We start from the raw sequence: 12,911 nt of genomic DNA on the forward strand, positions 1-12,911 counted from the left end.
ACTATAGCTTTTTGCGGCGTTGGACGGCGCTCGTCTGCGACATCTCACTTCTCACTTCTCCTGCCGCCGCGTGGGCGCCGGCACAGCACTCACGACGTGACCAGGGCGCGCCTGTCTGCCCGGCTGAGCCACACCACCAGGAATCCCGCCGCAGCCAGCACGCCGCCGGCGACTGGCACTGCGCTGTAGCCGAGGTCCAGGCTGATGACCCCGCCACCCAGCGCGGCACCCAGGGCATTGCCGAGATTGAACGCGCCGACGTTGATCGACGAGGCGAGTCCCGGTGCTTCCGCCGCGGCTTCCATCACCCGCATCTGCACCGGCGGGACGACGGCGAAGGTCGCGGCTCCCCATGCCAGTAGTCCAAGGGCCGCGGTAACGTGGTGGGAGAGGGCGAAGGGGAGCACCAGCATGATGACGGCGAGCGCCGACAGCACGATCTTCGTCGCGCCATCGAGCGACCAGTCCGCGAGCCGTCCCCCCACGTGATTGCCGACCGTGAAGCCAACACCGATCAGCACGAGCGAGAGCGTGACGAAGGTGTCGGATGCGCCGGTGAGATCGGCAAGCACCGGCGCGATATAGGTGTAGAGCGTAAACATGGCGCCCGCGCCCAGCACCGTTGTCGCCATCGCCAGCAACACCGGCGGGCGGGTGAGCACCGCCAGTTCCCGGCGCACATTGGGCGGGGTGCCGCGCTCGCCCTGCGGCAACGCCAGCCAAAGCGCGGCAATGGCGACCAGCCCCAGCACCGCGGTGCCCGCGAATGCCAGGCGCCAGCCGACCTGCTGCCCGATCCAGGTTGCCGCCGGCACGCCGCCGATGTTGGCGATGGTCAGTCCCATGAACATCGTTGCCACGGCGCTGGCCTGCTTTTCCTTCGGCACCACGCTGGCGGCCACCACGGCCCCAAGGCCGAAGAAGGCGCCATGGTTGAGGCTGGTGACCAGGCGCGACGCCAGCAGCGTGGCGTATCCCGGCGCCAGCGCCGACAGCAGGTTGCCGACGGTGAAGATGGCCATCAGCGCCATCAGTGCGGTGCGCTTGCCGAAGCGGCTGAACAGCAGGGTCATCACCGGCGCGCCGACCATCACCCCAACCGCGTACGCCGTAATCAGCATCCCCGCGGTGGGGATGTTGACGTCGACGCCTTCGGCGATCACGGGGAGCAACCCCATCGGGGCGAATTCGGTGGTGCCGATGCCGAAGGCGCCGATGGCGAGCGCTAGCAGTGCGGTATTGGATTTCATCGTGGCAGATCCTGGCAGGTGCCTTATGCCGCGGCCTTGCCGTCGTAGGCGGGATAGTCGGTGTAGCCTTCGGCGCCGCCGCCATAATGGAGCGCGCGATCGGACATGGCCAGGGGCCAGTCATTCTCGAGGCGTGCGACCAGGTCGGGGTTGGCAATGAACGGCTCGCCGAATGCCGCAATATCGATCAGGCCATCGGCGATGAGGCCATCGGCGCGTGCGCGCGTCATGCCTCCGGCAAGGATCAGCACGCCCGTGAACCGGCGGCGGAATTTTGCAAGGAAGTCACCTGGCGTGGCCGAACTGCCGCGCGTGCTCTGATCCATCAGGTGGACGTAAGCGATATTGCGCTTTGAGAGTTCATCGGCGAGATGGAGGTACGTTTCCTCGAGCTCAGGGTAGGCGGCCATGTCGCCGAGGCCGCCATAGGGCGACAAACGGATGGCCGTGCGTTGCGCACCGATTCGCGCCGCAACCGCGTCGATGGCTGCCAGGGCGAAACGGGTGCGGCTCTCCACGGTGTCGCCGCGGAATTCATCGGTGCGATCGTTCACCGTCGGGTTCAAAAACTGTTCGATCAGGTAACCATTGGCGCCGTGCAGCTCGATGCCGTCAAAGCCGGCCTCCATGGCATTGGCGGCGGCCTCGGCAAAATCGGCGATCACGCCATAGACCTCGCCGGTCGTCAGTGCACGGGGCGCGGACACATCGACCGCACCCGGCGTGCCGTCGGCGGTGTAACCCCAGGCCTTGGTGTTCTTCGCGGTCTGGCCGGTGGCACTGACCGGCTGAATGCCACCGGGCTGGATCGAAACATGGCTCACACGGCCGACATGCCAGAGCTGGGTGAAGATCGTGCCGCCCTTGGCGTGGACCGCGTCAGTGACCTTGCGCCAGCCATCGACCTGTTGTGGTGTGTACAGGCCAGGGTTGAACAGGAAGCCCTGGGCGCTGGGCGATATCACCGTGCCCTCGGTCACGATCAGGCCGGCGTCGGCGCGTTGGCCGTAGTAGAGCGCGTTGAGGTCGTTGGGAACCCCGTCCGGATTCCGGGAACGGGTCAGCGGGGCCATGGCGATCCGGTTAGCGAGCTGGCGCTCGCCCATGGTGAAGGGCTTGAACAGTAGACTCATTTTTGGACCTTGATCAGGGAGGGGTGCGGCCACCGGGGGTAGTGGCCGCGGGCTCGGGAAGTTCGTCGATGGACCGTAGTTTGCGCGGTTTATATTTGTTGATTAAGCCGTGTATGGGTCAAATACTTTTGATTTCATATCAAATGTCAGGACCTTTCGTGCCGGCAGGGGCAGGGCGGCATCCGAGGCCGCCGCCCGGAGGCACAGGTGCCGCGATAGCCCGGCGCTTAAACCGAAAAGTGCTCACCGGACCCATTGATGGCGCGAGCCCCTTCTGAATACGGATCGCGCGGGCTGTTGCCGCGCGCGCCATCCAGGTACGGGTCTGCCTGGCGCGCAGGACTGGCGGAGACACCGGTACGGTCGAGTCCGGCAACCACTTGCAGGTCGGGATGCGAATCGGCTGCGTTGGCGCCGTCGTAGAACGGGTTGCGACGGTCATTGCCGCGCGCACCGCCCAGGTAGGGGTCGACCTTGCGGGTGGCAATGTAGCCATCCCGATTGGTGATCCTGGCGCCATCGGTGTAGCCGTCCCGGTTGCTGATGCGGGCGCCGTCGGTGTAGGCGTCACGAGGCGTGTTCACGCGAAATGCGCTGCCGGCGGTTTCCGGCTGGGCGGCTGCGTGGGCCACGCCGGCGGTCAGGGCGGCGGCCAATGTGATAGCCGCGAGGATGGTCTTTGCTTGCATGATGCTCTCCTGTTTAGTCCGATCGGCCGGGCAACCTTTGGGTTTGGTCGCCGGGCCAGTCTGTCATCGGGATGGCAGCTTTTAAGTGATGCTATCTACTGATAGATAGATAAGCAGATCAAAAAAAAGACTGCCGGGTTTCACTGTCAAGAATCCGGGCATCGCCCGGGGGTGACTGGAGTCTAGGTAGGGGTGGTATGTCTGTCCAAGACGGAATGCGTCGGACTTAAGACCTTGCGGGTCTTTTGGGCCGGTTTGCTCCCATTCCCCGCACGCGGGAGACGGGCCGGGGTGAGGGCCGGCGCCCCAACGAAGTCCGGCCGCCACCCCGCAGCTCAGCAGTGCCCCTTATTTTTCGACAAGACGGCCCAGCGTCTCCGGCACGATCGTAGCGCCCACCAGATAGACCAGCGTGACGGCCGCGAGGAAAACACCAAGGATCACCGGCAGCTCGGCGGGCGTGCCGGCGGCGAGCGAGGCCAGCGTCGGCATCATCCCGCCAATGGCGAAGCCGATGTTCCAGGACAAGCCCGTGCCGGAGGCGCGGATGCTGGTGGGGAACCGCTCGTTCAGGAAGATGAGGATCGGCGCAAAGCCGGCGCACCCGAGCATGCTGAGCGCTACCGCGTAGACGCCGCGCAAGGTGGCGGTTGGCGCGGCCGGCATCCACTGGTAGAGCAGCGGCATCAGCACCAGGCTGAGCGCGCCGATCAGCAGGAAGGCGCGCTTGCGCCCGACCAGCGTGCTGAAATGCCCCGCTGCCACCGATGCCACGATCACCCCGAGGCTGCTCAGCATCAGGATGGCCGAGGACTCGCCGGGGGATGCCTTGACCACGACCTTGAGGAAGGTGGGAAGGTAGCCGGAAGTCAGGTAGTAGGCGCTGCCTGCGCCCACGGTCAGCAGGATGTTGACCAGCAGGATGCCGCGATACTCGCGCGAGAACAGCGTGCGCAGCGGATGCGCTTGCGGCTTGGCGTGGCCGCTGGCAGCCTTTGCCGCCTGCAGCTGCTTCCACAGCGGCGACTCTTCCAGCGAGTTGAAGATGACCAGGCCCAGCACCGAGCTGACGATGCCGGCGAAGAACATGCAGCGCCATCCCCAGACCTCGAAGGCGTCGCCGGGGAACAGCGCTGTCATCGCCATGTACGTGATCGACGCCAGCAGCGCGCCGATGCCCGCGCCGCCGCCGCCCACCAGGCCGGACACCGCGCCGCGCCACGACGGCGGCACCGATTCCGTGCCGATGGTATGCGTCGAAGCGACCACGCCGCCGACGAACACGCCCTGCACCAGCCGCAGCAGGATGAACAGCGCCGGCGCGAACAGGCCGATCTGGGCGACGGTCGGCAGCAGCCCGAACGCCGCCGTCGACAAGCCGACGCCGGTCACCGCCACCACCATGGCACCCTTGCGCCCGTGCCGGTCCGCGTAGGCCCCGAAGATCGCCGAGCCGAGCGGGCGCATCAGCAGTGTCACCGCGAACGACGCGTACACCGCCGCCAGCGACAGCATCGCATGCTCGGACGGAAAGAACAGCTTGCCGATCACCGGCGCCACGAACAGCAGGATAAACAGGTCGAACAGGTCGAGCGCCCATCCCATGCATGAAGCCGTCACCGCGCCCAGCACCTGCCGGTTGTTCGCGGCCACGGGCCCCGCGCTCTGCGCGCCGCTGGTCGGCAACTTGTCATTTGCCAGCACTTCCATGGTTGTCTCCTTATCTTTTGAATGCACGGCTCCCCGCGATGCCCGCCGGGGGCATCGTCGTTGCGACCGTATGCGTCCGTCTCTCGGGCTCGGCAGGCGGGTCAGCAACCGCCCGCGCCTGCGCTCAGCTGCCACGGAAATCGGGATTGCGCTTCGCGTGGAACGCTTCCACGCCCTCGCGGAAGTCGTCCGAGCTGCGCAGGCGGCTGTAGCAATGCCCTTCGAGTTCGATGGCGATCGACAGCGGTGCGTCCTCGGTGTCGTTGAGCAGCTTCTTGGCGGTGCGCTGGGCCAGCGGGGAGAAGGCGCGCAGCTCGTCGACCAGGGCATCGGTGGCGGCTTCCAGCTCGGCGTCAGCGACGCAGTCCACGGCGATGCCCCACTCGTACGCCTGCCGCCCCGGGATGCGGCGCGAGCGCATGACGATGTCCTTGGTGCGGCCCACCCCCACCATCTTCTGCAGCCGCGCCGAGCCGCCGGAGCCCGGAATCTGGCCGAGCTTCTGCTCGGGCAGCGCGTATTCCGTGGAGGCGGTGGCGATGCGGAAGTCGCATGCCAGCGACAGTTCGAAGCCCACGCCGAAGCAGTAGCCCTGGTTGGCCGCGATCACCGGCTTGCTGCAGCGCGCCGGCGCCGCCACGTTCCACGCGAGCTTCGACACATGCTCCGGCGACGCCTCCAGGAAGCCGCGGATGTCGCCGCCGCTGGAGAAATGCTTGCCCTGCGCGCGCAGCACGATGACGCGCACGCGGTCATCGGCGTCCAGCGCCTCGAACACGGCACGCAACTGGTCGCGGGCCGCCATCGAGATCACGTTGTAGGGCGGGCGGTGCAGGATGATGTCCGCGCGCTCGCGGGCCGGGTCGATTTCCACGGAAAAGCCGTCGAGATCCTGCAGGCGCTGCTGGTCGGGATGGGTCAGTGCGAAGGCCTGGGTCATGTCGTTACTCCTTGATGGGGTCGCTGTGGGGAAGAGAGGAAAGTGCGCTGTATTCGCCCGCCGACAGCTTGCGGCGCAGGATCTTGCCGACCGGCGATTTCGGGATGTCGGCGACAAAGACGTAGTCGCGCGGGCGTTTGAAGTTGACGAGGTCGGAGCCGCGGCAGTAGTCGTCGAGCGCCCCGGCGTCGACGCAGCCGCGCGGCTTGACGAAGGCCACCACCTTCTGGCCCCAGCGGGCGTCGGGCACGCCGGCCACCGCCACCTCGTCGACGGCGGGGTGCAGCGACAGCACGGATTCGATGTCGGCGGGCGAGATGTTCTCGCCGCCGCTGATGATCATGTCGTCGACCCTTCCGGTCACGAACAGGTCGCCGTCGGCGTCGAGGTAGCCGATGTCGCCTGTGAAGTACCAGCCGTCGCGCAGGGATTTGGCATTGGCGTCGTCGCGGTTCCAGTAGCCCTCGAAGGCCTCGTCGCCGCGCAGGTCGGCGATGATCTGGCCTTCCTCGCCGGGCGCGGCCAGTTCGTCCGGCGAGGCCGCGTCAAGCCGCGCCACGCGCAGTCGCGTGTTGAGGCCGGCGCGGCCCGCACTGCCGGGTTTGTGTGCCGCGTGCTGGTCGACGCTGAAGGTGTACACCTCGGACGAGCCGTAGTGGTTGACGAACAGCTCGGGGCGGAACGCCTGCTCGACCCGGGTCAGCAGGCCATCGTTCATCGCGGCCCCGGCGAAGCCGAGCTTGGTGACGGTGCGCACATCGTTGCTGTCGAAACCCGGCACGGCCAGCAGGTCATGGTAGAGCGTGGGCACGAGATAGAGGCAGCTGACGCGATGGCTGGCGATCGCCTGCAACGCCTGCGACGCGCTCCAGCGCCGCACGCAGACGAATAGGCCGTCCACCAGCGCCATGGCCAGCAGGGACCGCACGCCCATGGTGTGGTACAGCGGCATCACGCCCAGCGTCCGCTCGCCGCGCCGGTACAGGTTCTGCGCAACATGCGCCAGCGCGGCCGCGCGTTCCTGCCGGTGGCGGCGTGGGACACCTTTCGGCTTGCCGGTGGTGCCGGAGGTGTACAGCATGAGCGAGATGTCGCCGGCTTCAGCCTGCGTGCTGTCCCGGCGGGGCGTGGCACGGAGCAGGGTGTCGAACGAAAGCGAGCTGCCCGGAGCGCCGTCCAGCGCGATGCAAGGGACTTCCTGCGCCGCCGCGCTGTCCAGCACGGCGTCGGCGCTGACCGGCTCGAACACCAGTGCCTTCACGCCGGCGTCGCGCACGCAGTAGTCCAGCTCGTCCGGCTTGGCGCGCCAGTTCAGCGGGACGATGACCAGGCCGGCGAACTGGCAGGCCCAGTGCAGGGTGGCCATCTCCCAGCGGTTCTGCAGGATGGCGAGCACGCGGTCGCCGGGACACAGGCCCAGGTCGAGCAAGCCGGCGGCCACGCTGCGGATGCGCGCGAGCCATTGCTCGTAGGTCAGCAGCAGGTCGCCGTCGACGATGGCGGGGGCGTGGGGGCTGCGCTCCACGCTTTGCAGGAAGGTGCGGCCGAGATCAAGCATCGCAGTGCTCCCTGGCAACCGGTGCCGCAATCCGGCGCGAGCGCGCGCGGCTGGCAGCCACGTCGAGGACGGCGGCGACGATCGGCGTGTAGCCCGTGCAGCGGCACAGGTGGCCGGACAGCATGTCGCGCACCTGCGCCTCGGTCGGCTCGGGCACCCGCTCCAGGTAGTCCGCGCACGACATCAGGATGCCTGCCGTGCAGAAGCCGCACTGCAGCGCATGGTGGCGGCGGAAGGCTTCCTGCAGGTCGCCCAGGCCTTCGCGCGGGGCCAGGCCTTCGACGGTATCGATGGCGCGGCCATCGGCCTGCACCGCCAGCATCAGGCAGGAACGCGCGGCCACGCCGTCCACCCGCACCGTGCACGCGCCGCAGACGCCGTGCTCGCAGCCGACGTGGGTGCCGGTGGCGCCGAGTTCATGGCGCAGGAAGTCGGACAGCAGCTCGCGTGGCGCGCACGAGGCGCTGCGTTCGGTGCCGTTCAGGTTCAGGGTGACGCGGTGGCGCTGGTCGCGCCGCATCACCGGAGGCGCACCCAAAGTTGCGCCGTGGGGGGTCTTGCTCATCTTGCCTCCTCGATTGCGCGCATGCCCAGTTGCCGCACCAGGTGGCGGCGGTACTGCGCGCTGACATGGGCGTCGTCCTGCGCGCCCAGCTTCCAGCTGAAATCGTTGATTGCCTCGGCCAGTGCCTCGCCTTGCAGGTATGGCCAGGTCTCCAGCACCGGCCGGTCGGCGACGCCGCCCACGGCCAGCGCAATGGCGTCGTCCGTGACGATCGCGGCGCAGGCCAGCGCGAAGTCGCCATGCCGGGCCGAGAACTCCGTAAAGCCATAACGCGCGCCGGGCCGCCGCAGCGGGAAGCGCACCGCTTCCACCAGCTCGTCCGGCTCGCGCGCTGTCATCAGCATGCCGCGGAAGAATTCGGCGACCGGCAGCACGCGGCGGCGGCGCAGCGAGCGCAGCACCACCTCGCCGCCGAGCGCGGTGAGCACCAGCGGCAGCTCGGCGCTCGGGTCGGCGTGGGCGATGGAGCCGCACACGGTGCCGCGGTTGCGGATCTGGAAATGCGAGATATGCGGGAAGGCGAGCGCGAGCAGCGGCACCTCGTCGGCCAATGACGGGCGCCATTCCACGTTACCCTGCGTGGCGGCGGCGCCCACCACCAGATGGCCGTCTTCCACGCGCACGGTATCCAGGTCAGGGGTGCGCGAGATGTCGACCAGCAGTTGCGGTTGCGCGAGCCGCATGTTCAGCACGGCCATCAGCGACTGGCCGCCGGCCAGCACGCGCGCACCCTCGCCGGCACGGGCCAGCGCTTCCAGCGCGTGCTGCGCGGATTCGGCGCGCAGGTAGTCGAATGCGGCGGGTTTCATCGACGGACTCCCAGAAGCGCCAGCAGGCGCGCGATCCAGCCCGGCTTGCGCACTGGCTTGCCGCCGGCCTGCCGGCCGAGCGATTCGAACAGCTGGCGCAATACCACCTTGGCCGCGCCCTCGAGCATGCGGCCGCCGACCGCGGCAACCTTGCCGGACACCTCGGCCTCGTAGTCGTAGGTGAGACGCGTGCCGGCGCCGTGCGGGGCCAGTTCGACCAGGCCCGTGCCACGCGCGCTGCCGAGCGACGACAGGCCCGCGCCCGCCAGCCGCAGCCGGTGCGGCGGCTCCAGGTCGGACAGCGCGATCTCGGCTTCGTAGCGGGCCTTGATCATGCCCACGCCCACGGTCACGTCGGCGCGGTAGCGGTTGTCGCCGATGGGCACGAGCGCGTGGCAGCCCGGCACGACCCTGGCCAGCGCCTGCGGGTCGAGCAGGACGGCGAAGACGGCCTCGGGCGTGGCGTCCAGGTCGACCGTGCCGCGCGCGCTCAGCGCCTTGCCGCCCTTGCCGCCGCCGTTGCCGTTCGCCGAGGCCTCTCTTGCCGCCTCGGCCAGTTCCGGACGCGACGGCGGCGGGTCGTCGAAGCCGATCATCGCCATCACCCTGGCGGGCGTGAGCGGCAGGCGGATGTCGCGCGCGCCGAGCGCATCGGCCACCGCGTTGGCGACGCATGGCGGCGTGCTCATGTTGTTGCCCTCGCCGAGGCCCTTGGCACCGAGCGGCGTGAACGGGCTCGGCGTCTCCAGGTGGACGATGAGCGGGTCGGGCACCTCGCACGTAGTCGGCATCAGGTAGTCCGCCAGCGTGCCGGACTGGAAGCTGCCGTCCGGGCCGTAGCGGAATTCCTCCATCAGTGCCGCGCCCAGTCCCTGCGCGAAGGCGCCGCGGATCTGGCCGTCGGCCAGCGCCGGGTTGAGCAGCTTGCCGGCATCGTGCGCGGTCACGTAGCGGTCGATGCGCACGCGGCCGGTGGCGCGGTCGATCTCGACGCCGCACAGGTCGAAGGCAAAGCCGTAGCAGGCGGAAGTATTGACGCGGTCCTGCTCGTCCGGGGCGTCGAGGTTGGGGGGTGACCAGAACACGGTTTCGCGCAGGCCCGGCTCCTCGCCGGCCGGTAGCAACTGCGGCGACCAGTGCGGCGCATTGCTGGCCGCGCGCGCAAAGGGCAGGGCGGTATCGGGCGCGCCCCGGCACACGATGCGGCCATCCGCGAAGACCAGCTCGGCCGGGTCGCAGTGCAGGTGCGAGGCTACGATGCGCGCCAGCTTGTCGCGCACGCGCGTGGCCGCCAGATGCACGGTGCCCGCCACGGCACCGGCGAAGCGGCTGGAGTAGTTGCCCGCGGCCACGGACCACGCATCCTTGTGCGTGTCGAATTCGACGTTGACCACGACGTCAGCCGGATCGATGCCGAGCACGTCGGCCACGACCTGCGCCGACACGGTCATGTGGCCCTGTCCCGCCGGCGTCGACGCGATGGTCACCACCACGCCGCCGAGCAGGTCCACGCTGACCGTGGCGCTGGCGATGGCGCCGTTCTTCGGGCCCGCCTTGCGGCGTGCCTCTGCCGGCGTCGCGGTGGTGATATAGCCCATGTTCGACACCGAGGGCTCGACGATGGCCGCGAAGCCGATGCCGTACAGCCTGCCCTCGGCGCGCGCGGCGTCGCGGCGGCGCTTCAGCTCGCCGTAGCCACCCGCGTCCAGCGCACGCGACAGCGCCAGCTGGTAGTTGCCGGAGTCAAGCAGTGCGCCCGCCGCCGCGCGATAGGGAAAGGCATCGGCGGGCACGAAGTTGCGGCGGTAGACGTCGAGCGGATCGAGGCCCAGCTCCACCGCGATCCGCTGCACCAGCCGCTCCAGCGCGAAGTACACCTGCGGCCCGCCGAAACCCCGTACGAGCCCGGTCGGCGTCTTGTTGGTCAGCACCACGCGGTTGCGCACCAGCAGGTTCGGGATCGCGTAGGCACCGGTCAGCAGGCCATGCATGCGATAGAAGGTGGCGGGCTCCGGCGCACGCAGGTAGCCGCCGCAATCCTCGAGCTGGTCGTACGAGAGCGCGACGATGCGGCCGTCCGCCTCGACCGCGGCTTCCAGCGTGGAAAGCCGCGCGGTAGCAGACGTGGCGGCGCTCAGGTGCTCGAGCCGGTCTTCCACCCACTTCACCGGCGCGCCCGCCTTGCGCGAGGCAAGGCACATCAGCACCACGTAGGGGAACACCGCCTGCTTCACGCCGAAACTGCCGCCCGAGTCGCGCGGCGCGACATGGCGCAGGCGGTTGGCCGGGACCTGCAGCGCCATCGCCATCACGGCGTGCAGCGAGAACGGCCCCATGAAGTTAGAAGTGACCTGGTAGCCCTCGTTGCCCGGCAAGTGCTCGGCAATCACCACGCCGCACTCGATCGGCGCGCAGGTGTTGCGCGGGTAATGGGCGGTCAGCGCCACGCGGTGCGGCGCGGCGGCAAAAGCGGCCTCGGGGTCGCCATAGCGGAAATGGCGATCGCTGGCCACGTTGCCGCCGAGGCCGGGATGCAGCACGCTCGCGTCCTCGGCGACCGCGGCCTCGATCGAAACCACCGGCGGCAACACGCGGTACTCCACCCGCATGAGGTCAAGCGCGTCTTCCGCCAGGGCACGGCTCTCGGCCACCACCACGGCCACCGGCTCGCCCACGTAGCGCACGCGCTCCATGGCCAGTGCCCACTGCTCCATCGGCGCCTTCACGCCCACCACGAAGGGCTTCGACCAGGCAGGCAGGTCGGCCCCCGTCAGCACGGCACGCACGCCTGGCGCCCGCAACGCGGCGGCGCAGTCGATGGCGCCGAGTTCGGCATGCGCGTGCGGCGAGCGCAGGATGGCGGCGTGCAGGGTGCCAGGCCTGACGCCGAGGTCGTCGGCGTAGCGGCCGCGGCCGGTCAGGATGGCGGCATCCTCGACGCGCGGCATCGGGCGGCCGACATGTGGCGCCGGCCGGGTCTGCTGTGTCTCCACCGTGCCGGTCGTTTCGCCAGCATCGAATCTTTTCATTTGCGACTCCGTTCCCTGCAGCGGAACCGGCCCGGAAGACGGGGCGGAACCGTGCAACGTCAAACGGAGATTAGTGACATCTCGATATAAGTTCTAATATTGATTTCTGATTCAGTTCATCATTTGCAATGATGAATAAGGGTCTTCCCGGAGACATGCGGGGGATGCGCGGAAGCTGCTTAAATGCCGTAGTTCTTCGCATCGCAAGCCGCCTTGGATGCATCACTAAAATTGATGCCGGAATCACAGTGGCATTGATACCAATCCACCCATGGACCTCAAGCAAATCCAGTACTTCATCGCGCTGTTCGAGGACGGCTCCGTCACGCGCGCGGCCAAGCGCCTGAATATCGTGCAGCCGGCGCTCAGCATGCAGATCGCCAGGCTGGAAGAGGAATTCGGGCAGAAGCTGTTCGATCGCATCCCGCACGGCATGGTGCCGACCGCTGCGGGTCGCATGATGTACCGCCTGTTTCTGCCCATCGTGCGCGACATCGCCGGCGCGCGGCAGCAGATGATGATGCGCGAGGAGCAGATGGCCGGCCGCATCACGCTTGGCATGGTGGCTTCCGAGACGGAGAGCGTGCTGGTGGGATCGCTGGCGCGCTTCAATGCGCGCTATCCGAACGTAGAGGTATCCGTGGCGGACGGCTTCAGTGCCGCGCTGATCGATCTCGTTTCCGCCGGCCAGCTTGACGCGGCCGTGGTGCATCGCCAGCGCGGCCGGCCGGCCCTGCATGTGCAGCCGCTGCACGACGAGGAAATGGTGCTGGTGACCAGCGTCGCGCACGGCCCCGAACTGCCCGAATCGGTAGAAATGGCGAAGCTGCCAGGACTGGACCTGGTGCTGCCGACCAAGCGGCATGGCCTGCGCGTGGTGCTGGACACGGCGACGCAGGCGCAGGACGTCACCCTTGCGCCGAAGTTCGAGATCGATATCCTCGGCACCATCGTCCAGTTCGTGGAAGCGACGCGCTTTGCCACCGTGCTGCCGCGCATCGTGGTGCTGCGCGCCGTGGAAGAGGGGCGGCTGCGGATGCATACCATCATTGCGCCGCGCATCGTGCGGCATCTGGTTTGCGTGAGCCATCCGCAACGGCCGCTGAGCACGGCGGCCGAGGCGTTGATCGCGATCGTCGCGGAGGAAATCAGGCGGGTTTGCGGGGTGGCTTAACGGTGGGGGTGATCGCGGGCACTGCGGCAGCGCCCGGTGCGGCTGTCGCAGCCG

At 68.4% G+C, this 12,911-nt stretch carries 10 protein-coding genes; 1 reads left to right on the top strand and 9 read right to left on the bottom strand.

The window, feature by feature from the left end:
* Positions 1-89 precede the first annotated feature (89 nt).
* The 9 genes from AC3FMM_RS07695 to AC3FMM_RS07735 all read right to left on the bottom strand — a co-directional run bounded on the left by AC3FMM_RS07695 (position 90) and on the right by AC3FMM_RS07735 (position 11,683).
* Positions 90-1,250, bottom strand: a complete 1,161-nt coding sequence (locus tag AC3FMM_RS07695; RefSeq protein ID WP_488686364.1) for an MFS transporter — start codon at positions 1,248-1,250, stop codon at positions 90-92.
* A 23-nt stretch (positions 1,251-1,273) separates the two neighbouring features.
* Complete coding sequence (locus AC3FMM_RS07700) at positions 1,274-2,383, bottom strand: alkene reductase (RefSeq protein ID WP_488686365.1); 1,110 nt, start codon at positions 2,381-2,383, stop codon at positions 1,274-1,276.
* Between the two features lie 227 nt (positions 2,384-2,610).
* Positions 2,611-3,072 (bottom strand): copper resistance protein CopQ, encoded by a 462-nt coding sequence (locus AC3FMM_RS07705; RefSeq protein WP_488686366.1) that lies wholly within the window; start codon positions 3,070-3,072, stop codon positions 2,611-2,613.
* Between the two features lie 348 nt (positions 3,073-3,420).
* Entirely contained in the window at positions 3,421-4,782 is a 1,362-nt protein-coding gene (locus AC3FMM_RS07710) for an MFS transporter (protein WP_488686367.1), read from the bottom strand.
* Between the two features lie 124 nt (positions 4,783-4,906).
* A complete protein-coding gene (locus AC3FMM_RS07715; RefSeq protein ID WP_115709684.1) occupies positions 4,907-5,722 on the bottom strand; it encodes an enoyl-CoA hydratase/isomerase family protein in 816 nt (271 codons plus the stop codon).
* 4 nt (positions 5,723-5,726) lie between these two features.
* Positions 5,727-7,280 (bottom strand): AMP-binding protein, encoded by a 1,554-nt coding sequence (locus tag AC3FMM_RS07720; RefSeq protein WP_115709682.1) that lies wholly within the window; start codon positions 7,278-7,280, stop codon positions 5,727-5,729.
* Positions 7,273-7,845, bottom strand: coding sequence for a (2Fe-2S)-binding protein (locus AC3FMM_RS07725; protein WP_488686369.1), 573 nt, complete (start codon positions 7,843-7,845; stop codon positions 7,273-7,275). Before AC3FMM_RS07725 ends, AC3FMM_RS07720 begins: the two co-directional genes overlap by 8 nt.
* Positions 7,842-8,654 carry an FAD binding domain-containing protein gene (locus tag AC3FMM_RS07730; protein WP_488686370.1) on the bottom strand — a complete coding sequence of 271 codons (813 nt, stop codon included), beginning with the start codon at positions 8,652-8,654 and terminating at the stop codon, positions 7,842-7,844. Before AC3FMM_RS07730 ends, AC3FMM_RS07725 begins: the two co-directional genes overlap by 4 nt.
* A complete protein-coding gene (locus AC3FMM_RS07735) occupies positions 8,651-11,683 on the bottom strand; it encodes a xanthine dehydrogenase family protein molybdopterin-binding subunit (RefSeq protein WP_488686371.1) in 3,033 nt (1,010 codons plus the stop codon). Before AC3FMM_RS07735 ends, AC3FMM_RS07730 begins: the two co-directional genes overlap by 4 nt.
* Positions 11,684-11,954: 271 nt before the next feature.
* On the opposite strand from AC3FMM_RS07735, the gene AC3FMM_RS07740 reads away from it, so the two are divergent.
* Positions 11,955-12,857 (top strand): LysR family transcriptional regulator, encoded by a 903-nt coding sequence (locus AC3FMM_RS07740; protein ID WP_326346895.1) that lies wholly within the window; start codon positions 11,955-11,957, stop codon positions 12,855-12,857.
* Positions 12,858-12,911: the final 54 nt, after the last annotated feature.

It is taken from the genome of Cupriavidus sp. 207A1 (assembly GCF_057798955.1).

Bases quoted from the DNA above. Each gene is read 5' to 3' on its own strand.
- AC3FMM_RS07710 (WP_488686367.1), bottom strand. From the start codon at position 4,782: ATGGAAGTGCTGGCAAATGACAAGTTGCCGACCAGCGGCGCGCAGAGC.
- AC3FMM_RS07725 (WP_488686369.1), bottom strand. From the start codon at position 7,845: ATGAGCAAGACCCCCCACGGCGCAACTTTGGGTGCGCCTCCGGTGATG.
- AC3FMM_RS07730 (WP_488686370.1), bottom strand. From the start codon at position 8,654: ATGAAACCCGCCGCATTCGACTACCTGCGCGCCGAATCCGCGCAGCAC.
- AC3FMM_RS07695 (WP_488686364.1), bottom strand. From the start codon at position 1,250: ATGAAATCCAATACCGCACTGCTAGCGCTCGCCATCGGCGCCTTCGGC.
- AC3FMM_RS07715 (WP_115709684.1), bottom strand. From the start codon at position 5,722: ATGACCCAGGCCTTCGCACTGACCCATCCCGACCAGCAGCGCCTGCAG.
- AC3FMM_RS07705 (WP_488686366.1), bottom strand. From the start codon at position 3,072: ATGCAAGCAAAGACCATCCTCGCGGCTATCACATTGGCCGCCGCCCTG.
- AC3FMM_RS07720 (WP_115709682.1), bottom strand. From the start codon at position 7,280: ATGCTTGATCTCGGCCGCACCTTCCTGCAAAGCGTGGAGCGCAGCCCC.
- AC3FMM_RS07700 (WP_488686365.1), bottom strand. From the start codon at position 2,383: ATGAGTCTACTGTTCAAGCCCTTCACCATGGGCGAGCGCCAGCTCGCT.
- AC3FMM_RS07740 (WP_326346895.1), top strand. From the start codon at position 11,955: ATGGACCTCAAGCAAATCCAGTACTTCATCGCGCTGTTCGAGGACGGC.
- AC3FMM_RS07735 (WP_488686371.1), bottom strand. From the start codon at position 11,683: ATGAAAAGATTCGATGCTGGCGAAACGACCGGCACGGTGGAGACACAG.